Raw genomic sequence first — 23,950 nt, 5'->3', positions numbered from 1 at the left:
GTCGAGTGGCAAAGTTTTGTGGCGCTGCCCGAGAACATCGCTTTCAGATGAATAGCGTATATACTTGAAATAAAACTATCGAAGATATTAAACACAACGAGTCAGTACAGCTATGTCTGCTAAAGATGTCTTTCACGAAGTCGTTAAAATCGCTCTCCAGAAAGATGGATGGCAGATTACTCACGATCCATACACTTTACAAGCAGGAAGTTTAGAACTTTACATCGACTTGGGTGCCGAAAGGGTGGTTGCGGCCCAAAAAGACGGACAGAAAATTGCCGTTGAAATCAAAAGTTTTATTGGCCCCTCCAAAATCTCCCAGTTTTACACAGCTTTAGGACAATTCATTAGTTATCGAGCCGCTTTGCAACAACAAGAAACTGACCGCATTTTATACCTAGCACTACCCAGCAATGTCTACGATAGTTTTTTTACAATGGGGTTTATTCAGTCTTTAATTCAACAAAATCAAATTCATTTAATTGTTTACGATATAGAGCAGGAGGCGATCGCACAATGGCAAATGTAGACCTTTATAGGCAGCACATCCAAAATCTTCTCTCCCAACACGCTAGTCTGGTGTGGGATGAGCGAATTCAGGCTCAAACTATCTTTGATACCGAGCGCGATCATTATCAATTAGTATATGTGGGCTGGCGCAATCAGCGGCGAATTTATGGCCCGGTTTTGCACCTGGATATTATGGACAATAAAATTTGGATTCAGCAAGATGGAACCGAGGTAGGTATTGCCAACGAACTCGTAGAATTAGGAGTTCCTAAACAAGACATAATACTGGGTTTTGACCCTCCTAATATGCGACAATTAAGTGACTTTGCTATTGGATAAATTACGCTTAATGGTTAAAAAACTTAGCTTTTTTGAAGGCTAGTTTTTTATTTTTTTTGTATTAATTATCAACATTTATTGCAGTCAATAAGTCGGATATTGCGTGCGCTCGCATCAAAACTTTGAAACCCGATCGCAAGCAGAACCGACGCCAAATCCAGGTAAATAAGTAAGGCGATAGTTACTTTTAGCCATAGCCCTTGCCTCTCTTGTTGTCCAAGGTTTGACGCTCAGCAAATCGGGTTCAGTTTCCAGTTGCTTTAAATAAGAGCGATCGCCCGTTACAAAGGCGATCGCAACCGCCAGGAACTTGCAACAGCTCAAAGGAGCCTGAACCACCTGCTTTTCAGTAAACCTAACCACAATCCAATTCCACTCTAAGAATAATTGATTGCGGCGCATATCCCTGTCAGCATCGCAGCAGTGAGTGGGCTTCTTAGATTTGCCAGCATAAGGTTCATCAATCTCGACATCAATTCCGAGTCCAGATGGAGTGTGAATTACAGTAAAATCTGCTGAATAGCTCCTCTGAGATAACGGAATTTTAAACTCTGCTGCTTGGACAACCTCCTCGAAATATTGCTGTAAGTATTGCAAAAAGCGTTGTTCACTCACTCCTTGCCGAGCTTGAGATGTGCCATTAGGACTAACCCGAAGTGACATCAAATCCTTGAGCGATCGATTTCTATGATGTAAGTCAATTTTTACACTTTTAAAAACTGTCTGCAACCCTTCTTTTCCTAGCTTAAAACTAGAAAATTCCTGCTGTTGGTTGGATAATATCTCTTGTTGGTATAATATCTCTTGTTGGGAGAATCTTTTTTGTTGGGATAATATCTCTTGTTGGGATAACATCTCTTGTTGTTTGTACTCAAGAACTTGCTGTTTATACCTAGATAGCAGTTTTTGACGGCAACCAAACACATAACTATAAGCAGCCGCAATTAAACATGAATAAGCAGCTACTACCAACAGCATTTCCCACCACAACCAACCCCAGGAAATAGCTAACAGCGGAAGTACGATCGCACCATAGAGCCAAAACACCCAAATTAACCACAGCAACTTGACAGGTAACACCACAGGTGGTTGAGGCGGAGTCAGCAAAACAACAGGTTGCTCGAATTGTTGAGTTTCTTGAAGTTGGGATGAGGTGGCACAACTAGAAGTTGCCTCTGGCAAAGGATATTGATGGCAGAACTGTATTACCACTTTTGGGTAAAAAACTAGAGGATAGTTCATAACTTTAAATACTCCTTTTTTTAAGAGCGCGACCGCGCTATTTTTAAGAAAGTTTTTTGAATTGTATGCCAAAAATTACCCAGTCAAACTCACAAAATTTAACTCATTCTCAAGCAGTTAGCAAAATTCAAAAGGACAAACAAATCTCTCTTAAATCCGACGAGGCAACAATGGCTGCGCTTACTCAACTCGAAGAACGCCGCGATTATTATCACACCTGCATCAACGGAGGATACTAAGCATGAATTTAGCCACAGCGACGCTTGCTCAAAGTTCAATAACTGCGGCTCAACTTTGGCATCAACTAGAATCAGCAGAAAGCTCAGAAGAAATCGACCAACTGCTGCAATCCCTTTGGCAAACCCAAGAAACCCAGGAACTCGCTGTTGATGCCCATGCCGACTTAGCCGACCAAATTGATGCCGAAATTGCAGGAATTACAGCCAGGATGCAGTATTTGATAGAACTGCATTCAAAAGCTCTCCACAAACTCCAGGGGTGGAGAGAGCGGTTAGACAAAACCGTTCTCTACTTCAACGAGTGCGGCGTGTTAACTTCAGAAGTTATCGGCAAACACCGCCGCATTACTGTTAAGGAAAATCCGCCTACCTGTGAAGTTTTAATTGACCCATCTCAACTGCCAGAACCCTATCGCCGAGTTGAAACCAAAACCGTAATTTCTGCCGACAAAAAGGCGATTGCAGACGCTTGGAAACAAGGAATGCCTGTAGATGGTACTAGGGTTTTCCGCAAGCGCAAAGTGGTTTACAGCTTGCTTCCCGGTAACAATTTGCACTCTCTTCAAGCCAACCAGACGCTTGAGAGTCGTTCTTCGGATAAAACGCAGTCCAAAAAACGGCGTTAGCCATCTTTTTAGGTGTCAGGAATACCTTGGCCTGACACCTGAATAGTTAAAGCTCTCCGAATTAGACACCTCCGAATTAAAAATTTCCGAATTAGAGTAGAAAACGCTTGTTTTGTAAGAGCGACAACTTAATTGGGGTCGGTATCTATTACAAATCAATCCAGTATTGAGGGTTTTCAACTTGTTCTTCGGTGACGTTGAATAACTTTGACGCTCTACCTTTAATAACCCCGCCAGCATCGATGCTCAAACCTCCAAACTGCTGACTGTCTTCACCTTCTCCAAAAGCAACGCGAGCAAGTGCATCGCTATCGCTATCAGAGAAATAATCCCGTTGGCTTTTCATAGCCGTAGTTGTGCGAACTACTTTCACTTTTTTTCTCCACATTGGGATTGTTATTCTGATTGTAACACGCTACTTCTTTCTTCTAAACCCCTCCAATTGGAGGGGGTAAATATCACTCAGTAGCAGGAATTTGTGAACGAACAACCTTGTCAAAATCTGGACTATTACTGTGCGTAAGTCCTAAAAATGTAAAAACTAGGATTCAGGAGCTAATCAATGAGCAGAAGAAAACTTACCCCAGAATATCGCTCCACAGAATGGGTAGCTGGGGAAGGACTAAAAATCCCAGTCTTTGATATGTCCTTGACTGACGGTAGAGCAAAAGGGCGATACCAAGCTGAATCAGAAGTGCTGCGTAACTCCCTGCTTGAACTGCTTTTTGAACCTGAAGAATTAGCATCCCTAACCATCGTTAAACCAGACCCAAATGATAGCAGCTTCGACCCTCTGAAAAACATCGATTTCGGAGATGGTATTACCAGAAGAGTTGCTTTCAGCTCCGGCAAAAATGTTTACTTTGCAGACATTGAACTCTCAACCAAACTGTTGAGCGTATTCAAAACTCAACCCGACCACGCCTGTCGCTACGGCTCACTGCTAGTTAGCAGTTGCAACCTTGGAGCCAAATTGTTAGATAGCTCCCTTGACGGCGAAACCTTGCGAGTCAAACTTGTTGATTCTCAAAGCGATGACCAGAGTGAAAAAGCGAAAGCTCATAAGTGGCAAACCGGAGACTGTCACGGTAAAATTTCACCGGTACTAGCCCAACAATTAGGAGGGAATTACAACCGACCTTTTCAATTCAGATTTGCCTGGATGCAGGAATGGGGACAAGAAGACTGCCACACTCCAGAAATTAGCTTTCTTGCCAAAGGAACGCTGTTGCCTGATGCTAATTTAACCTCCGACTTGGATTATGATATCATCATGGATCGCTCCTCTATCAAAGGAGTTGCTAAAGAGCAATTAGCTGAACTTATCCCCTGTGGCGACTACGAATTTCCCAAAGCTATACTGGGAAATCGAGGCAACGCCCAAGTAACTGAATACGAAAATTCCTGGCAGTTTTCGATTTGGTATTCCGAAGCAGCTATTGGGGCTGACATAGCCACACCGACCAAAATAGAAGCCCAAAAGCTAGCTGACTTGCAAAATAACCGACTGCAACTTGCCAAATACTTAGTGGAGCAACACGACAAAAAAGCTGCTTTTCAATCTAGCCTTCACGAAGACAGCAGCGGATTAGAAGACGAAACAGATGAAAAAGCCCAGCGCCACGAATCCCGGCTAATTTCAATTTTGAGGAACGACAAACTCGGTCAACTCCTCGACTTTCCCAAAGTTGTCGATTTCATGCAAGAACAACTGGCTAAAAAGTGGAAAGACTTAGCAATTAAGGGAGCAATTCATCACGGTTCAGCAATGGCTCAACCTTGTGAAAGCCTCCAACCCGGTACAATTGTTGCCCCCCACTTGCGACACGGCACAGAAGTTATCGTTACCCGATACCCAATTGTCAGTAAAGATAACATCCGCCGCTACACAGTAGACAACAAAAGCCATCCTGAATTAACGCAGTACAAAGGGTGCGTTTTCATTCGCTCTGACCAAGCCATGCAGCATCATCAATGCGATTTTGATGGCGACCAATTAGTGATTACGCCTGCTTCCCGAATGCCCAATATCGCCTCTGAAACCAGGCACGCTAATCAAGAGAATGAGTACGATGCAGTTGAGAAGCGAGAGAAAGTTGACTACAATAAAGCTACCGATAGTGATGGCGATCGCAAGTATACCAAATTGCGGCAAATTGCCGTAGCGATCGCCCAAAATAAAATCGGCTGGGTGGCTACCTTAATCGGGAGAGTGCAATCGTCAGCAGCAGAACCGGGACAGCCAGAAAGTTTATTCAATCAACAGAAGCGGCAGCTTCTTGGAAAGCTGTTTGATGCCCTGCAAATTGAAGTGGACAGTCCCAAAAGTGCTACTCGTACCGAAGACCACCACCCCACCTTGCTGTCCAAGGCTAAGCAGTGGTCAGAACAGCACCCAAGCTACCTATTTGACTACAAAGACGACCCCAGGCTTTACAAAACCGTGCCATTACCTATAGGAGACGGCACCGCTATCAATTGCATCGCTAAGGAGGCTGTTAACCCAGAGTGGGAACCGACTCGTTTAAAAAGCCGCCACCGCGACGAGTTTCGCTACCTGTTCGAGTCTCCTTCTGACTTAGATGAGCGAGAAAAATGGGAGAAACATTATGTCAGGTGGGCGCAAGATATTAAGGAACGCTATCGAGAAAGGATGGGCGAAATTCACTTGGAGTGCGGCGGCGATTCTAAGGCAATTAAAGAAGCCGTCAGCAAGTTATACGAGAGCTTAAGAGCCGATGTGACCGAAGCTTGGACTGACCCTGAAGAACGGTTTTTAGCTGCTAGTGCGATGTGGCACGTCGAAACCGCAAATCCCAACTTAGAAGTTCCTCGCAAAGCTTGTAAGGAACTTTCTCGCCAACTGTTGATTGAATTCACCCTTGAACCTGAGTACGAGCGACTGCACGAAGCAATGCCAAAAGACACTTACGTTCTGAGCGTCCCTTTCGAGGAATTTGAACGGGACGGTAGTGATAAGATTGTCAGGGATAAAAAGCGACAACCAGTTGGCAAAGACTTAGCTGGACATTGGAAAGAATTGTTAGACAGCAAAGGTATTAAATATGAAGCAACTTTGCATTCGAGCCTGCCAATGGTCAATTTTGCCTTAATTGAACCCAGCGAAAAACTGGTGGGAATTCTTGAGAAGAAGTTTGGCGGGAATGCCAACGACATCGACAGTTTAGACTTAACTTACCGCGATGGTCTTGGTCGCACCAAAGATGTCAGTTCACGTATTGTAGCTCCTGCTGATTATACTTGGCTTGAGTCCCAAAACCAAACACCTAAAGCAGCATTGGTTCTCAATTTGTTTACAGATGAAATTTGCCAGCAATTGCAAACCTTTCAGTTTGACAGAGCTGAACTGATTGGGCAGAAGTACAATGACTTAAAAGATGTTGACTTTAGCGCTCCAAAATGGAGGCAGAAAACATTGACTTTTGAGGTGGGATCTGTTAGCGGTAGCGGTTCGAGGCGCGACGGCAGCGCCATTGTCCTCCTTGACGGACAAGAACTAGCCATGTTCTCTACTAATTCACCTAAATTGCCGATCGGCACTACCTTTGAGGCCACTATTGAACCCTCACCTAAAGGCAGCGCTCTGATTTTAAATATCAACCCTAGCTCTGTGCAACTAATTGAATCAGTTGAGGAACTTTCAGAAGTCGCGTCAACCCCTTGTCAAGAGCGATCGCTATCCGTATCGCCAACTCCTTGTCAAGAGCGACCGCTTGTATCGCCAACCCCTTGTCAAAAGCGATCGCAATCCGTATCGCCAACTCCTACCCAAAACAAACCGCCCTCTCAACCCGAAGACATTGCTGCCAGCCCCGCCCACCTCTCACAATTGCTGAAAGATGCGATTTGTGAAGCATATAACCAAACTGGAGAAACTACAATTCCTGTGGGAAACTGGACAGCTTTTATTAGCAAATCTCGCAACAATGTTAGGTGTTTAGTCAGAGATGAAACTGATAATCCGGTCTTAGCTGCTGACTTGAAAACAGGTCAATTTATTAAGAAACTTTCGGAAAATAGCAGCGCTCACTTTCTCAAATATCTCTTAAAAGTCGATGCTGAATTAGCAGCAACATCCTCAACAATTAGAGTTGCCGACGCACAACTTTAACGTAATTTCGGAAGTCATATTATGTCCGCTAACTAGACCGTAATTGCAATTCTATTACTTTGCTGTGGCGAATTTACAAATACCGGCTCATGCAAATCATAGAAAAAGCGCAAACCTTTTCAATGCGTGTTGCCTAAATGTGTCTTGCTTGTCGGAGGTCAAAGTCGAATGAGGCAAGAAAAGACACATTCGACTTTGACCCCCCTTGAGGACATTCGTACAACACAGATTGAAGCCTGCGGTGTTATGGGTATTTTGACGGATATGATATGACACTTCTTTTGCTTCCGCTTAATCAATGCCTTCCCCCTCCGATTGGAGGGGGTCACTTTAACTCCCCAAAACCGCACTTTAGAGTGAAGTCACTAGCCATACTGCTCGAATTTCATGGGAAATATCCACTCACCCCGCCACAAAGATTATGCCCACAAAAACAGCATCCCGAAGCCGAAGCCAAGGAAATTACATCACCCCTAACACAGCGGAGGGCAAGAAAATCCTCAACTACCTAAGAAATCGCTGCGAGAAAGCTTTAGATTACTGCCTGGAAAACGGACTCACCAGCGTAGAAGATTTTGCCGATGCAATTGAAGAACTAACGGAAGCAGACGGCAAACCTGGCATTAGCGTGGAGGTCAAGCACAACGGACTCGTCCTCAGTTTGAGCGATCGACCCGAGTACGGCTCTACCACAGGAAAGTACATGATGGAGCACTTGGGAGAGCCGGACGACAACCGATTTACTAAAACAGGAATTGAAGCATTACTCGATTCGCCTCGAACTAAAACAAGGTCTAAGAAAGACGATTTACTCAATGAATTGGAGGATGAAGAACCCTCCCCGTCTAAATCTAAAACTGCAACTAAGTTTAAAAAAGACGAGTTGCTAGATGAGTTAGAGGATGAGGAACCCTTGCCCCGAGCGAAATCTAAAGCCAATATCAAATCCAAAAAAGATGAAATAGAAAATTCGGAGGACGACGAGCCATCACCCAACTCTCAAACCAAAAGAAGACCCCGAAAAGATGACGTAGAGGAGTTGGAGTCGGAAGAACCACTGGTTAAATCTAAAGCCTTAAGCCGCTCTCCGAGAGATGAGCTAAGTGAGTTAGATGAGTTTGAAGTCAAAAAACCTCAACCTAAAGCTAAGCCTCAAACTAAAAGCGACCTTCAAAACTCTGAGCGAGAAGATTTGTCAGACGAAGAATTATCAGCTAAATCCCAAGCCAAAAGAAAACTTCAGACAGATGAAGCGGTAGAAGTTGCTGAATCCTTAGCACGCACACCTTCAAAAACCCGAACGAGCCAACAGCAACCTCAAGGCAAAAAATCAAACGACCAGAACATCGATAGTATCCTCGATGCTGCTGTACAAGTTAGTGGTAGAACAGCCATTTCTGGAAGTGAGGTAGAAGGTACAACTGTCAGCGGCCTGAGCGGTCAAGTTGCGGTTCTCGCTACTCTGATGGGAAAAAAAGCAGCTTCTCAAATTATAGAAGCTGCTCTTGGGGCTGGAAAAGAGCGCCAAGTTGCCGATATTGTCAAAAGGCTCAAAGCTCAAAGCCAGCGAGCTGACTCGCTGTCGCAGCGGGTTACCAACTTGGTTGAAGCGGATTCAGTTGCAGATGCAATGGTCGAATCCGAAGCTTTACCCATAGCTGAACCGGAGCCAGAACCGGAACAAAACATCTTACCTGAACCGGATGCCGAATTTGTCTCAACACCCGCTATGCTCTTAGCTAAAGCTGTTAGCAAAGTCCACGGAAAAGTTGATAAAATTTCCGGTCGTGTGAGAGACAACAATTCTGAAAAAACGGCTTCTATTAAGATTGACACAGAGGCGAGTTTTGAAGAACAGCTCGTACAAATAAATGAAGCACTCAACCGACTTGAAAAGCGACTCGATACCCTAGAAGAGCGAATAGAAGCTTTAGAGAACAAACTTTCTCTTCAAAAAAGCGAGACAGGCGTTCAAGCTGGGGATGCAAAATTAGAACCGCCCGACAGCTCAACTCCATCCCTCAGCGACCAATTCGTACAAAACGCAACAGAAATAGGTGAAAAAATTTCATTAGAATCAACAATCCCAGCTAGCAACAGCGCTAGCGCTACTGCTAAAAAAATCACTGTGACAGCCCAAAATCTTACTCAGGATGCCCAACTTGCAGCAACACTGGCAAAAATTTACAGCCTAGCTGAAGAAGAAGCAAATGCGGAAGGCCTTGCATTAGAAGATGGAGTTGATTTGGGAGAAGCCAAACTTTATGTAACAAATTTTGACTCCTCTACCGCTGTCAGCTTAAAAACTAAGGAAGGCGAGGAACTGTTTTCAGCAGTACAGGATAAAACTGGAGAATGGGAAGTTACAAACGACTTCCTGAAACCTGAAGAAAAAGAAGAACTCGACCGCTTAAAGATTTTTCAACAAGCTCTCAACCAAGAGCGTCTAGCTGAAATGGTAAAGAGAAGCGGTCAGGATGAAGTGAGCTTTACCGATTCCCAGGGCTCGCGCCTAGACTTTGAAGTCGAATTCAGCGATAAATCCAAGTCTAAGGGTACTATCAAAGGCTTTAACTCTCACAGCGAGATAGTTTTTGAGGCCAGCCTCCAAAAAGGTAATGTTGAGGTACTTCTGTGCGACATTCCACCAGAAGTAGTTGAAAATCTCCTCTCCCAACAGCAACTTGCTCCAAACCAGAACTCCAACAAGCAGGAAGCGAGAAAAACTGAGACCGAAATGGAAATTTGAAATAAGTTATTTCACTTGTACCCTCCATTTGGAGGGGGTCACTCTCACTGTATAAAATCACCTTTTTTGGCGATTTTGCAGGGATTAGATGCAACTTAAATTAGCATTAAAGCACTAAATTAATCGAGATAGTGACATGGCTACTTACTTAGACCAAACAAGAAATGAACGAAACCGCAACTCATTATCACGCTGGTTAAAACAACAGAAAATCAAACTGGGCGACCTTCCATTCCTCGGCATTTGCCTAGCCTCACTCATCTACTTCAGCATTCATGACCCGCTCTTAATTGCGACTTTAGGCTGCTCCAGCATTGTGTTTTTGAGTTTATGGCATCTCACTAAAGCTATTCCCATTGTAGAGCGATACATAGGCTGCAAAATTCGCTTTTGGCACATTGCCACTGCCATTATCACCTCTACTGCGCTTTGCTCCGTACTCGATTCCCCAGCCAATGCCATCTTCCTCTCCGGCTTAGAAGAATTTATGCAAGAACTCGCAGAAGGAGCCTCTTCAGCAGGAGGCGAAGCTATTGATGCCGAAGTCATCGAACTGATTTTTAACTTAATTCGCGGAGCATTTCTTTTGTTAGTAGCAGCCGCTTCTCTTTTCGCCTACAACCAAGCACAACAAGGTAATGACTGGAGACCAATTGTTACCCAAGTTGCCTTAGCCTTTGCCATTGTAATTGCCGTTGACGTAATAACTTTTCTGTTCGTTGGCAATGGCGGAGGAGGCGGAGCTTAGGGAAGAATGGGAGAGTGGGGGAGGGGGAGAGTGGGGGAGTGGGAGAGGGGGAGAGTGGGAGAAGTTTGAAAACTTGCAACAACCCGATAAAAACTAGAGGGCTTCAACATCTAACATATACTCACCCAATTGAATAGAAAAGAGGGATTACGTAACTGCAATCTACCTGAAAATTCAAACAGCTTGCTGTTTACTGCACACATCTAATCTCCCACTCTTTCACTCTTTCACTCTTTCACTCTCCCCCTCTTCCCCTCCCACACTCTCCCACTCTCCCACTCTCCCACTCTCCCCCTCCCCCACTCTTTCGTTCACCGACTCTTTGTATGGTTTTTTGCCACTGGAAGGAGCCACATAGAAGGGTTATTAATCATATTGACCAGTGTACCCAGTATTTGATTGTAATGTTGATACAGCTCTCTACCAACCTGAACATCCAAGTAATTGCATCTAACAGCGAATTCAATCCAAGTTTGAGTTTCAGCAGCTTCAGCTTCAGAATCACTTAATTTGGATACAAAAGCTCCTTCATAACGCCGTTTACGCCATGCCTCAGACAAATTGGCACAAACAGAACGCGAAGACCGACGAATTTGATCTGTCAATGAATATCGTTCCTCAATAGGAAACTTTTTAGAGAGTTCAAAAATCTGCATAGCCACATCTAATGCAAGTTGATACACTTCTAAATCTCGGTGGGATTGAATTGGTTTTCTGTTCATTTCAAACTCTAATTTCTTAACTCCACTTTCTATTATCCCCTCTACCAATCACCCCCTCTCCCCCTCTCCGAATCACCCCCTCTCCCCCTCTCCCCCTCCCCCACTCTCCCCCTCCTCTTTCCCTTCCCCTATTACCATGCTTAAAGACCCAGATAAAGACTTTATTTCCGTCAACAAAATTCTCGGCAAACAAGCCAGCATCGGCATCATTCCAGCGGAACAGCTAATTCCCTGGATGCTAATCACCGTAATTTCCTACATCCTCACCAACGGCTTATTCAGCTTAGGAATGCCTTGGTTTTTCACCACTACTTTCTGGCTAATTGTAAGCTGGTGGCTCCTGACAGGTAACAAACCTCACCTTTTTGTAGACAGGTTTAGACCTCCGCCGGGGAATGAGTGGTACAACGGTAATCTTTTATACCTTTCTCCCGTTCCCCAACACCGACCAAACCCCATTCGCCACCGAATCAGCGATTCACAAGTCCGAGTCAAACTTAAACCCAAAGTTGCTCCCACTCAACAAGGAGGTAACAGCCGACTTATGCCCTTCCAAAACTACCAAAACCTCCTGTGTTTAGTCACTATCAAAAAGGATGGTCGAGAAGTTTCTGGTTACTTACTGAATGAAGGCAGTCAATACCAAATTGTATTCGGATTCGAGACGGCTGGTTTTCACAACATTCTCTACCGCCATGAAGTAAACAACGCAGCTACCGCCTTAGAAGAGGGACTAAAAGACATTCCCCCAGGCGAAAAAATGACCTTTCACACTGGCTGCTACAGCAGCGATTGCGTTCGCCAACAAGAGTTAACTGAATTGGCTGACAACTGTCACCTCAAACCCATTTCTGTACTCGTTCGTAACGAACAGAAACGCATTCAAGAACTCAATTTAGCAGGCACCAGACAACTGTGGAACCAAACTATTTTCTGCACTTGGACATTCAACGCTCAATCTGGCTCCAAATCCAACGACCCTCTGAGTAAATTCATCAATGGAATTATCAACACAGCCAACAGCATTGCTGCACAATTTACAGGCAACCAGCGCATCTACTCTGAACGCTTTTACAAACAACTGCTGCTCGACGCTTTCGAGCAAGGCTATATCCGGTGGGAACTCTTGCTAAACACCAAAATTGGACTGGAAATTCAACCCATGAATGCCCAAGCATTGTGGGGATGGCTGTGGCAAAAATTCAACAGCGCACCCGTACCCCCTATCCCCCAACTTCTCACCTTAAAAGAAACCGCGTCGGACTACCAACTAACCGAAACCCTCAACAGTCACAAACACGCCTGCACCATTTTAATTGAAGGTATGAGCGGTCGTTCGAGCTGCCCGGAACACAGAAAAGCTAGCTCACGCATTTTGCTTCCCGGCAAAAACACAGAATGCGGCGTGCTAACAATGGAAGAGGGCCCCGGCGGCTGGCTCAATACCAGAGAGCAACTGCAATGGCTCTGGAAAATTATGAGCAACAGCTATGTCCGCGATACTGAAGCCGTTGTCGAAATTAGCGCCGCTCCCAACTTTATTATTCAAGACAACTTAGCAAGGCAAGCTAAACAATCAAAAAGTGCCAAAAAACGCGCTTTAGAAAAAGGTCAAGGTCGCGATGTAGGAGCCGAAGTCAAACAGGAAGAATCCTTTGAAGCCCAGAAAAAAATGTACAAAGGTGCAAGAGCAATTCACGCTGCTGTCACCTTCTTAGTCTACCGACCAACGCCGGAGCAACTAACACACGCTTGCCAAATGCTCTCCCACAGCTTCGGCTCTGCCAAGGTATTAAGAGAGCGCAACATTGCTTGGCAACTGTGGCTAGAAACTTTGCCCATTACTGTAAGCTGGCTGTTGCACAGCAGTTCGCTAATTAACGAACGCCGCCTCACCTTAGACACCGAAACTGTCCCCGGTATTTTGCCCTTAACTGCTGTAAGGGACATCGACTCAAAAGGAGTTGAATTCATCACCAAAGGCGGCAAACCCGTGTACGTTGACCTCATGCACAACCAAACCAGCCGCGCTGTCATAACAGGCGAGTCGGGTTCCGGTAAAAGTGTTTTGGGATGGCGATTTGCAGCCGATGCAATAGCCGCTAATATCCCAGTAGTCGGTATGGACATCTCAGCAGGAAGCGGCAGTACCTTTGAGACAGCAGTGAAACTGTTAGGCGACGACGGTGCGTACTACGACATTACCTCTGGCAGCTCGAATCTACTCGAAATACCCGATTTGAGGCGTTTTGACAGAGAAGAGCGATCGCGCCGACTAGACCAATGGAAAGAGTTTATCAGAAAAGCGCTGACTATTATCAGCATGGGCAAAGTCCGCGACCCAAAATTAGCGCAGCGAGTCGATGCCATTTTGCTGCTAACTCTGAAAAAATTTCTGGAAGACCCAGACATTATCGAGCGCTACAATACGGCCTTTGAAAAAGGCTGGAAATCGACCGCGTGGCAAGAAATGCCAACCCTCACAAACCTCCTGAAATTCTGCACAAAAGAGCAACTAAACCTACAAAACTTTACCGACTTCGACCGCATTGCCATCAACCAAATTATCACTCAATGCAACGCATTACTAGCCTCACCTTTAGGGAAAGCAATTGGCAGACCGAGTACATTTTCACCGGAACCCGCTGTTAAGTTTTTTGCCCTTAGCGGTTTGGGTAATGAACAAGACCAGTATTTAATGGCCATTAACGCCCATGCTGCTTGCATCCGTAACGCACTTTCTCACCCTAAAAGCCTATTTATCGGAGACGAACTTTCGATTTTGTTTAAGAAAGACGGATTTGCTGAAGTAGTAGGCGAACTCTGTGCAGTGGGTAGAAAAAATGGCATTTCAGTGCTCTTGCTAGCCCAAGATATCGACAGTATTTGCGATTGTAGTGCGGGAACTATGATTATGCAAAACATGGTGTATCGAATTACCGGAAGATTGACATCAAACGGAGCCACTTCTTGGATCCAAAATTTGGGATATCCGGCTGAAATTATTAGCCAAAATGCCACAGAAGCTTTCCTTCCCCGAGCTGCCGACCTGTATTCCAATTGGCTAATTGAAAAAGGAGGTCGTTTCTGGCAAAGCCGATACTATCCAGGCGAAATGATATTAGCAAGTGTGGCTAACAATCAAGCTGAATTGATGGCTCGTGCGCGAGTGATGGCTCAATATCCCAATACGTTAAAAGGGCAATTGCTAGCACTCAAACAATTTGCCTCTGAATACGTACAAGCTGTTAAAGAAGGACGTTCATTAACCAATATTGGCAAGAATGCAGTCCCTGATATCAATGGACACAAATCCCCTCAAGACCTTATTGCTAGCTAGACGGAGAAAAACCGATGAAATCACCTAAATTTATTGTCAAACTTGCCCTCGGCATTCCTGCAATTTGGCTGAGCTTAATACTAAATTCTGTTGAAGCAAAAGCTCAAACTTCTGACAGCAATCCGACTGCTACACAGCTTCCCACCTCAAACAATCCTAACAGCAGCACTTTCAACCGCTACAGCTTCACAGTTCCCAATCAACAAATAGAAAGCCAAATCCAACAATCAGCTAATAACTTCTTGAGCAACCAGAAAGAAATAGGAGGTATAGAAAACACAATTAGGGGCATAACAGGCGAAATTTCAGATACCATCTCCACCATCTCCGACAGCATTTCAGGCATCTGGGACAATTTGTTAAACAAAGTAGAAAAATTCAGCAGTGAAATAGAGTCAACCCTCTCTTCATTCCTGGGAGAACTGAAAGTTCCCGACCTAAAAGAAGCAGTTAAAAGCATAATGGACGGCAACACCTCCGAAAGCGAAGGGACAAAACTATCCGCTGTTTTAGAGAAGAAACCGCAAGATTCTTACAGCCTCAAAGAGAACACCGCAGAGCTAGCAGAAAGAGAAAGTGCTGTTACTGAAGCCAATAAAGCCACTCTCAGTAAAGAAGCTCAACAAAAGCAAGCTCAGATGAAAGAAATTGTCCAGCAAAACGTAGAGCAAACTAATCGCGAGAGCCAAAATTCAATGGAATTGGGTGCTGATTCAGAAGGTCAAGATGTCACACAGAACATTATGAGAAACATATCTCAACAAAGTGCGATCGCAGCTAAGCAAGCAGCCTTATCAGCAGAAAATCAAAGTGCCTTAGTCATGCAGGGCCAGCAAGCTCAAATCGATCGCAGTTTTGCCAACATTCTCAATGCTCAACAAGCTGAAGAACTCAACGAAATTAACACAGCGCAGAGACGGCAGGATGCTGCGGCGGCTACCGCTTCTTCTACTCAAGCCGGACTGTTTCAAATGCCGGGAGGCATCACCTTGGGTGAATAAGGGGAGTGGGGAGTAGGGAGTGGGGAGTGGGGGAGGGGGTGAGGGGGGGGAATGGGGTGAGAGGGTGAGGGGATAAGGGTTTCCTGTTTCCGCTTGTCCCGCTTGTTCTCTCCCACTCTCCCACTCTCCCACTCCCCCACTCCCCCTCTCCCTCTTTCTCCCCCTCTCCCCCTCTTCCACTCTCCCACTCTCCCACTCTCCCCCTCTTCCCCTCTCCTTCCCCCTCCCCTTCCAAAGATGCTGACACAACTAATCGCCCAAACTAGCACAGCAGGACAAGCCCTGGACACTCTCTCTGATGCCATAGAAGTCTCTCAAAAAACCGTCGAATCGTGGAATTTAGTTTGGTTTAACACCTTCAACACTCAAGAATCCTCTCTCTGGATTGCCTTAGTCAAACTAGGACTAATTCTAGCGGGAATATCTGTTACTTACCTCGCTGTCACCAGTGGCAAAGAAATCATCGAAAAACAGTCTTGGTCAGAGCTAGTAGCCATGTTTATCTGGCCACTCGTAATTGTAGTATTTCTCAGCAACAACGGTAAAGTCTTAGCTGAAAGTGTCAAATTCATCAAAGCTGTAGGCAGCACTCAAGTTCAAGAAATTATGAAGATTCAAGTCGGAGAAATGACCTTCAGAACGGCCCTGAGCGACGTTAACCTTACCAGTGCCGGGAAAGAAGAGATTGAGAAACTCTACAGCGAATGTCAGGGCAAAGTTGGAGAAGCTTTAGTCGATTGCTGGAACAGCAAAAAAGAGCCTGCTCAACAAATCCTTCAGGCAGCCGAACAGCAAAATGGAGGACCTCTCAAAAGCTTGCAGCGATTTGTCGAAAACTTAGGCAATGTTGCCAATCTTCAGGATATAGGAAATGGCGATTTTGCAGGACAAGTTTTTAGGTCTACTGTCTTGCCCATCATTCGCTTAATTCTTAGAGCAGTGCAGTGGGCATTTGTCAATATTTTAGAAGCAGCCTTGTTGCTAACAGCTTTATTCGGGCCTCTGGCAATGGGTTTATCACTATTGCCGCTACAAGGAAAACCTATCTGGGCTTGGCTAATAGGATTTATGTCGTTATTTGGAGTGCAATTGGGCTACAACATCGTCGTTGGATTAGTCGCTGTAGTGATTGTCAAGTCCGATGCAGAGTTAGTTACAGATATCGCCTTTTTATTCTTTTTAGCTGTCTTTTCTCCCGTTCTAGCCGTGTTAATAGCCAAGGGTGGAGGAACTGCTTTGTACAGTGCGATCGCCAATAGCACCAAACAGCTTACAGATATTGCCAGTAACGCGATCGGCGTTATTGCTGGAAAACTGATCTAGGGAAGGAAATTCCGATAGCTTTTTCTTCACCGAACCGAGTTGTTACTCACTACTCAAACCCAGTTTCCCAATCCATTCCCTCCCTATCTCCCTATTCTCTATCCCCCATCTCCCCATCCCCTTCGATAATATGAAATTTCCACAATCACAACCCTTACTCCCTGAATCTAAAAACACCTTAGCCTTGTGCTTTGTCCTGCTAACAAGCTTTGTTTTCCTCCTGACAATTGCTGTTTTAGTGAATACAGTCAGTTTGAGAGCCTTATCTCAAAGAAAAGTTACCTTTGTCCAGTTAAAAGACGGAACCGCAGCCCGAATTGCAGAACAAGATGAACTGTACAGAGAGCCGAAAATTATCCAAAATTTTGTATCCAGTTGGGTAAATTTAACCTGGGCTTGGTCAGGCAAAATTCCCGGCACAAATGACCCCGACCCCGGCATTAAAGTTAAAGCTTCCCAAGTTCCTACAACTGCTTGGATGGGTTCCTTGATGATGGAATCAGAGTTTGGTAAAGCTTCTCTTGTTGAACTTGCCAAACTCGTTCCCAACACCATCTATTCAGGAAAAACCCGCTCTGGAGTCTATATCTCTCACATCTCAGAACCGAGAGAAATAAAAAGAGGAGTTTGGGAAATAGATGTAATTGCTACTCGCGTAGTGCTAGAGCAAGGCATTGGAGAAAGCCGAGAACAGTTTAATCGAACCTTCACCGTCAAAGCCGTAGAAATTCCCAAATCCCCTCTCAAAGAAAACGCTAATGAATTAGAGAAGACTATTCACTCTTTGAGAGCAGCCGGATTAGAAATTTCCCGCATTGTCCAATTCAAACCATAGAAGAGGAAAGAGACATGGAAAGGGGACGAACCGGCAAGTGGGTAAATTTAAAAACCTACCGTAACAACTAAATAATTTAAACATTTAGTATGTTTAATCCCTTTGCTTGAAGTCTTCTCTCTTTGCTTTTTTATGTACAGTTAAACACAACACATTCAACTCTAAAGCCATGACTAACAAAACAAATGGATTAACGGAAAATCCAATTAATACCACTCCTGATAATAGTACCACTACAGCCAATATGAATCATACAACTGCATCAAGTGAATATACCCCTAATAATGATGACGATAACATCAATTCCCCTATTTCCCCTTCTCCAAACCCTTCCCCTTCTGACGATGATATTGATGAAAACTTCATTGCTAATTTCGACCCCAATGCACCCCTAACACTTGAAACTCAATATCAACTCGCTCAAGATGAGGAAAGCCCACTGCCCCCGCCTGTTTCAGAAAGAGGCGTTCCTAGAGCAGTGACAATACTGCTATTGACTGGTGGAATACTATTGCTAGGACTGCTGATTTGGCAATTTATCAAGCCTAAATCACCTCGCGAACCTATCGCACAATCAACACCAAAAGAAAGCTCTTCTGGCACCATTAAAGATGAAAAACCGGAGTTGCTGGCTAAATTAGCTTACCAAGACCAACAAAAACTCTTAGCCTCAAAACCGCAAAAAACCGCAAAACCCAAAACAGAACCGTCGCCCAAACCGTCAAGAACCCCGCGAACTCCGCGAACTCCGCGTCTAGTCGCTACCCGGAGCGCTGCACCGCTACCTACTCCTCTACGCGAACCCCTACCCGCACCCCGAACAGTAGTGCGGACGGTAACAGTACCCGCACCCATACCGCAAAGAACACCCGCGCCCCCACCAGCCCCCATACCCAAACCGTTAATACCCCCACCTTTAATTCCAACTCCAACCGAAGAAAAAATCGACCCGTTTGAGCGGTGGAACCAACTCGCTCAACTCGGACAAATTAGGGGAAATTTTGACCCTAACCGAATAGCGAATGCCGTGAGTGCAACACCAAGCACTCCAGCGACAACAAGTGCTACCGTCGCCGCTCTGACAAAGCCAGCTCCCACAACTGAATTCCTAACAGTCAATATCGGCAACCAAAAGTCGCAACCCTCATACGTTTCTTTCGAGCAAATCCCAGAAAAACTATATAGCCACCCACATAACGCCAGCGGGGAAAGGCTACACCCGGAGTTTCCTTATGGAGGGGACAGCCTCGAAACCACCGACAACTCCCAAAACCCCACTAACCAATTAACTCCGGCTCCCCTTTCCCCCCAAATAAGTTCCGATTCTACCGATAACCCAATCGAGACGGAGGCTCGACTGAGCGCTCGTCCAACGTCCTTGCCCGCCGATACAGAATTTCAAACCCTTTCCCCAGAAACTGCTCCAGAGGCTTCTGCCTTAACAAATTCCCCAACCCTAGAACAAGTAAATTCCCCAGGGGCAAAAGGCATTCTCAACCGCACGCCCCAAACAGCGATTGTTCCCCTTGGAACCACAGCCAACGGCGTAGTTTCGGTTCCCCTGCTGTGGGATGAAGGCTCAGGCAAACAGCTTTACGACAAATTTGCCGTCACCCTCACAGCCGACTTCACGGCAACTGACGGCTCTATTGCTTTTCGGAAGGGCACGGTTGTCATTGCCAAAGCCAGCACCGTCAGCTTGACCAATCGCATGGTACAAGCTACTGCTGTGGCGCTCGTCTACTCTGATAGAAACGGTCAGATTAAACAGCAGCCCATTCCAGAAGGCGCAATTTTGATTGCAGGAGAGGGCGGACAGCCATTGATTGCTTCAGGCTACTTCGACCCAGGGAACGATATTGCCGGACAGGATATCCTCACCGCAGTGCTGTCGGGAGTTGGACGAGTCGGTCAAGTGTTCGCAGAGCCTAAAGTCAGAAGCTCTAGCAGTATTAGCGGTAGGTTTGGGAGCAGTACAACCACCGTTGAAAGTCGAGACCCGCAAATTTGGTCAGCCGTCCTCGACGGCTTCTTCAGCCCCCTAGCAAAACGGATGGAAAGCCGCTCAGATAGAGCAACTGAAGAACTTTTAAACCGCCCTAATGTAGCTGTGGTTAATAAAGGAACCCCGGTTTCTATTACTGTTAACAGCTTTCTCAACATTTACCGATAACCAAACCGTCGGTAAACGGTTAAGTCGCCCCAACGCGACTGCGGCGATTAGTAAAGGAAATCCCCGTTTCTACTGTCAACAATTTTCTCAACATCAACGAATAACTGCCATGACGAATCGCATCCAATCCCCAAGAATGCTTTCCCTCGGAGGGCTTTTGTTCACAGCAGTGTTCGCTACTGCAAGCTACCCCGACTGTGCTTTTGCTCAATCAAGAGTAACAGGCTATCAAACTGTGGGTCGAGATATTGCCGTCAATAGTGCGATCGATATTTTAGTCTATCCCGGTCGCGCAAGTGCGATCGACTTCAGCTCAACCGACGAAGCTCTCGCCTACGTTTTAATTGCCGACCCCTCAAAAATAGTTTTCAGCACCGATGCACAGTTGGCAAGCGGCCAAGCCAAAACTGTTTTCTTGCGTCCCATTCAACCGCTCAATTTTCCGGGAGCTACCACAGCTACCATCACTAACCTTTCAATCAAAACTGTAGATTCAAAAGGGAAACAGCGACTTTACAACTTCAACATCGTTCCTACCAACAAAGAACCAGAACACTTAGGAATTCGCATCGCTCCCGTCACGCCAAGAATGGAGCCGACTGTGAACGTTGATAGAGGTCGCGCACCCTCTGCATCAGATGTTGAAAAAGGATTGCTAATTGCCATTCAAAAAGGCTACACAGCAGCCAGCGACCCAGTAGTCTACAGCGTGCGACAATTTTTAGCTCTGGTAAGAAATCAGAATCTATCGGCGGCCGATGCTGCTGCACGAGCCGGAGTAGACTTGTCTGTAATTGTCGAGCTGAGCCGCATTGCACGAGAAGAATTCAACTACCCTGGAACAAGATTTCAACAGCGACAACCGCCAACAACCCGAACTACTCGGCTTCTTAAAAGTCGCTCTGCTTTTTGATTGGAGCCGGAGCTGCGGGAATAGGTAACGGGAATGGGGAGTGGGGGAGCGGGAGTGGGGGTGAAAAGTGATTAGAGGTATGCTGTAAATAGGAAGATTTTCCGTTTTTAAGTAGATTGCAGTAGATAGCAACTCTTTTCAATCAAAGGAATTAAAAACCTTAAGCTGCCGTGCATTAAATTTGCAGATTTGGTTGGTCTAATGGGTGGGAAAAACCGTCAATTATTCTCCCTCTCCCAATTTCCCCCTCCCCCTCTCCCCCTCTCTCCCTCTCTCCCTCTCTCCCTCTCTCCCTCTCTCCACTCCCTTTTTTCAACCAATGTTCCGCCCAAAAAGCTCAATTCAAAAAAAGTCTGCCCTCCCGCTGCGCGTTGTGCTTACAGTCCCCAACGCTCTCCTAATTTCAACCTTACTAGCTCTAACGGGATGGCTTTCTTTTCAAACAGGGCGGCAGACAATGAATGACTTAGTTGCACAGCTATTGGGAGAAGCAACGAGCCGCATCTGGGACCGCCTTGACAACTACTTAAAAGAAGGGGTTGGGGTTGAGAAAGGAGAAGGGACTTATAAGAAAATGCAAACTGGTTCGGTGAACCAACTTCCCCCAAGTCAAACAGCCGGAGTCACAATCAAACCAAATGGGAAAAGAAATGGGTCAGACTCTCCAAAAACAATATTGCCTCAACAAAAAACAAATTCTGCTTTTCTCACCCCAACCTCAAAATTCAACTTGCACGATTTCCACATCAGCCCTAACTGTCAAGCCTTTATCTTAGACCGTTCGGGACATTTAGTTGCTTGGAACGAGGTAACTGAACCAAAACCGTCTATTTCGGTTGACCACCAGCAGCGAAGAAGCGCCCGAGCTCTGCAACAACAAGTAATCCAGCTTTCCACAGAGTATTTGCTTAAACATTATGGCAGCCTCGCTGCTATTAACAGCAGCCAAAATCTTAACTTTACTGCCAGCAACTCACTATACTGGCTGCAAGTCAGACCTTTTGAAAACTCGAAAGGCTTAAACTGGCTAATTGTGGCAGTTGTACCCGAAACCGACTTCACGAGCAAAGTTCAGGCCAACACCCGCAACACTATTTTGCTCGTGCTGCTGGCTTTGGTTCTTTCTATCTGCCTTTTGCTGTCCATTTCCCTAAGAATAGAACAGCGGCTGCAGCGGTTAATTTCGGCAACAGAGGCGATAGCTGGTGGCGACTTCGACTCAACAGTTTTAGGTAGCGGTGTTGCCGAACTCGAAGCCCTAGCCTGTGCTTTCGAGCGCATGAATTCCCAGTTAAAAGCATCTCGCAAGCGGTTAGAAGAATATTCTGGCGATTTAAAACGGCAAGTTGCACAGAAAACAAAGGAACTAAAACAAGCTAAAATTGCAGCCGAAAGTGCCAATCGCGCTAAAAGTACCTTTCTGGCCAATATGAGCCACGAATTGAGAACGCCTCTGAATGCGATTATCGGCTTTGCCCACCTTCTTGTCCGCTCCAAACAAACTGCCCCGGAACAGCAGCCGAGTTTAAATATTATCAATCGCAACGGCGAGCATTTGTTGAAACTAATCAACGATATTTTGTCGCTGTCCAAAATTGAAGCAGGTCAAATCACCCTCGAAGAAACTGCTGTTGACTTGTACAGTTTGCTCGATGACTTAAAACTTTTATTTCAGCTCAAAACTCAGTCGTCGGGCTTGCAACTTGTTTTTGAACGCAGTTCTGATGTGCCGCAATACATCCGAACTGATGAAAGCAAGCTGCGTCAAGTTTTGATTAATTTGTTAGGTAATGCTGTTAAATTTACTGAGGCGGGTAGGGTGAAGCTGACTGTAAAATGCCTTCAGCCGCTGGCAAAAAAACCGTTACCCAAATTCTTTCTCCAGTTCTCAGTGAAGGATACAGGTCCTGGTATTGCGCCTGACGAGCTTAGCAGTTTGTTCAAGCCGTTCGTGCAAACAGCAACTGGCAGGAAATCACAAACGGGAACGGGCTTGGGATTGCCCATCAGCCGCTCTTTCGTCAAGCTGATGGGTGGCGATATCAACGTCAAAAGTTCTGTGGGGAAAGGAACGGTTTTCAGTTTTTACATTAAAGTGAGTCGTGCAACACAGAGCGAAGTCCGTGACATCCAGCCTCAAAAACAAGTGAATGGACTGGCACCCAACCAACAAAATTATCGCATTCTGGTAGCGGACGATGAGTCTGCAAATCGGTTGCTACTAACTCAGATATTGAAGTCGGCCGGCTTTCTTTTGTGGTTTGCGGATAACGGAACTGAGGCTGTTAAATTGTGGCAAAAGTACAAGCCGGATTTAATTTGGATGGATTTGAAAATGCCGCTTTTAGACGGTTTTCAAGCTGCTCGAAAAATTCGTTCTCTGCCTGACGGCTCCAATACAAAAATTATTGCTTTGAGCGCTAATGCGTTTGTTGAAACCAAGAAACTCGCTTTGTCGAATGGCTTCGATGACTTTGTTGCCAAACCGTTCCGAGAAACAGTAATTTTTGAGAAGATGGCGCTTCATTTGGGTGTTCGCTATATCTATGAAGAGGAGTCGCCGAGGAAGTCCGAACAGGATGAGCCTGCCCAGCAACTGACTCCTGAGTCGCTATCTGTGTTGCCGAGGGAGTCGATTAAGAAGCTTTATAAAGCCGCCGCTTGTGGAGACGAGCAAGCGGTAAGGCAGTTAATTGAGCGAATTCCTCGCTCCCAGAAACAAATTGCTGGGGCTTTGACCAAGTTAGTGGAAAATATGAGTTTAGATATTATCAGCGATTTGACTCAACACTACCTTTGAATGAACCCCACCAAAATCCAAGTTATGGGTATGGACTGCGCTCAACATCGGGAGCATCCCGATTTTGCAAAAACACCGCTGATATCCCTCGAAAGCCCTATACTGCCGTTATCTTTTGAGACAACTTGCTTGCATCGGGATGCTCCCCTCAACATCTCTGTTCAATGATAACTGCGATCGCAGTTATCAGAGGCGGTTCTCAAAGTTATTTCAAAGATTAACCTAGAATAAGCCGCAGTCCACTAATATTGTTTAATC

Annotated in this window: 18 protein-coding genes; 15 read left to right on the top strand and 3 right to left on the bottom strand. The window is 45.5% G+C overall.

The genetic code is table 11. The annotated features are described in order from the left end of the window. Positions 1-112 precede the first annotated feature (112 nt). A complete protein-coding gene (locus tag QUA40_RS02075; protein ID WP_333121367.1) occupies positions 113-529 on the top strand; it encodes an element excision factor XisH family protein in 417 nt (138 codons plus the stop codon). Beyond that, on the top strand, positions 517-849 hold the full coding sequence (locus QUA40_RS02070) for a XisI protein (protein WP_015179801.1): 333 nt from the start codon (positions 517-519) through the stop codon (positions 847-849). Before QUA40_RS02075 ends, QUA40_RS02070 begins: the two co-directional genes overlap by 13 nt. Positions 850-963: 114 nt before the next feature. Here the strand turns inward: QUA40_RS02070 and QUA40_RS02065 are convergent, their stop codons facing one another. Next, positions 964-2,091, bottom strand: coding sequence for a hypothetical protein (locus QUA40_RS02065; RefSeq protein WP_333121364.1), 1,128 nt, complete (start codon positions 2,089-2,091; stop codon positions 964-966). Positions 2,092-2,156: 65 nt separating this feature from the next. Here QUA40_RS02065 and QUA40_RS02060 point away from each other — a divergent pair, with 65 nt between their 5' ends. Together QUA40_RS02060 and QUA40_RS02055 are read left to right on the top strand one after the other, a co-directional pair. Continuing rightward, positions 2,157-2,330, top strand: a complete 174-nt coding sequence (locus QUA40_RS02060; RefSeq protein WP_333121361.1) for a hypothetical protein — start codon at positions 2,157-2,159, stop codon at positions 2,328-2,330. 2 nt (positions 2,331-2,332) lie between these two features. Next, a complete protein-coding gene (locus QUA40_RS02055) occupies positions 2,333-2,956 on the top strand; it encodes a siphovirus Gp157 family protein (RefSeq protein ID WP_333121359.1) in 624 nt (207 codons plus the stop codon). 148 nt (positions 2,957-3,104) lie between these two features. Here the strand turns inward: QUA40_RS02055 and QUA40_RS02050 are convergent, their stop codons facing one another. Next, on the bottom strand, positions 3,105-3,329 hold the full coding sequence (locus QUA40_RS02050; protein ID WP_333121357.1) for a hypothetical protein: 225 nt from the start codon (positions 3,327-3,329) through the stop codon (positions 3,105-3,107). Positions 3,330-3,518: 189 nt separating this feature from the next. Here QUA40_RS02050 and QUA40_RS02045 point away from each other — a divergent pair, with 189 nt between their 5' ends. The 3 genes from QUA40_RS02045 to QUA40_RS02035 all read left to right on the top strand — a co-directional run bounded on the left by QUA40_RS02045 (position 3,519) and on the right by QUA40_RS02035 (position 10,585). Next, the gene (locus tag QUA40_RS02045; RefSeq protein WP_333121355.1) at positions 3,519-7,088 is read left to right on the top strand and encodes a hypothetical protein; all 3,570 of its coding nucleotides are present in this window, start codon (positions 3,519-3,521) and stop codon (positions 7,086-7,088) included. A 421-nt stretch (positions 7,089-7,509) separates the two neighbouring features. Then, positions 7,510-9,837, top strand: a complete 2,328-nt coding sequence (locus QUA40_RS02040; RefSeq protein WP_333121353.1) for a hypothetical protein — start codon at positions 7,510-7,512, stop codon at positions 9,835-9,837. Between the two features lie 136 nt (positions 9,838-9,973). Next, positions 9,974-10,585, top strand: coding sequence for a hypothetical protein (locus QUA40_RS02035; RefSeq protein ID WP_333121352.1), 612 nt, complete (start codon positions 9,974-9,976; stop codon positions 10,583-10,585). A 311-nt stretch (positions 10,586-10,896) separates the two neighbouring features. Here QUA40_RS02035 and QUA40_RS02030 read toward each other — a convergent pair whose 3' ends face one another. After that, positions 10,897-11,355: a four helix bundle protein gene (locus QUA40_RS02030; protein ID WP_333121350.1), complete on the bottom strand. Its 459-nt coding sequence runs from the start codon at positions 11,353-11,355 to the stop codon at positions 10,897-10,899. A gap of 88 nt (positions 11,356-11,443) precedes the next feature. Here QUA40_RS02030 and QUA40_RS02025 point away from each other — a divergent pair, with 88 nt between their 5' ends. The 8 genes from QUA40_RS02025 to QUA40_RS01990 all read left to right on the top strand — a co-directional run bounded on the left by QUA40_RS02025 (position 11,444) and on the right by QUA40_RS01990 (position 23,860). Then, entirely contained in the window at positions 11,444-14,647 is a 3,204-nt protein-coding gene (locus QUA40_RS02025) for a hypothetical protein (protein WP_333121348.1), read from the top strand. A gap of 14 nt (positions 14,648-14,661) precedes the next feature. After that, a complete protein-coding gene (locus tag QUA40_RS02020) occupies positions 14,662-15,648 on the top strand; it encodes a hypothetical protein (RefSeq protein WP_333121346.1) in 987 nt (328 codons plus the stop codon). Positions 15,649-15,885: 237 nt separating this feature from the next. Further along, complete coding sequence (locus QUA40_RS02015; RefSeq protein WP_333121344.1) at positions 15,886-16,971, top strand: hypothetical protein; 1,086 nt, start codon at positions 15,886-15,888, stop codon at positions 16,969-16,971. 130 nt (positions 16,972-17,101) lie between these two features. After that, on the top strand, positions 17,102-17,806 hold the full coding sequence (locus QUA40_RS02010; RefSeq protein ID WP_333121343.1) for a hypothetical protein: 705 nt from the start codon (positions 17,102-17,104) through the stop codon (positions 17,804-17,806). Between the two features lie 169 nt (positions 17,807-17,975). After that, positions 17,976-19,979 carry a hypothetical protein gene (locus QUA40_RS02005; RefSeq protein ID WP_333121341.1) on the top strand — a complete coding sequence of 668 codons (2,004 nt, stop codon included), beginning with the start codon at positions 17,976-17,978 and terminating at the stop codon, positions 19,977-19,979. Between the two features lie 109 nt (positions 19,980-20,088). Then, on the top strand, positions 20,089-20,892 hold the full coding sequence (locus tag QUA40_RS02000) for a hypothetical protein (protein ID WP_333121338.1): 804 nt from the start codon (positions 20,089-20,091) through the stop codon (positions 20,890-20,892). Between the two features lie 457 nt (positions 20,893-21,349). Further along, positions 21,350-23,692 (top strand): ATP-binding protein, encoded by a 2,343-nt coding sequence (locus tag QUA40_RS01995; protein ID WP_333121337.1) that lies wholly within the window; start codon positions 21,350-21,352, stop codon positions 23,690-23,692. Continuing rightward, entirely contained in the window at positions 23,693-23,860 is a 168-nt protein-coding gene (locus QUA40_RS01990; RefSeq protein WP_333121335.1) for a hypothetical protein, read from the top strand. The last annotated feature ends 90 nt before the right edge of the window (positions 23,861-23,950 follow it).

It is taken from the genome of Microcoleus sp. Pol11C3 (genome assembly GCF_036701485.1).
Classification (GTDB): Bacteria; Cyanobacteriota; Cyanobacteriia; order Cyanobacteriales; family Microcoleaceae; genus Microcoleus.
Note: the sequence above shows the minus strand (reverse complement) of the source record. Positions and strands in the feature narration are given on the sequence as shown.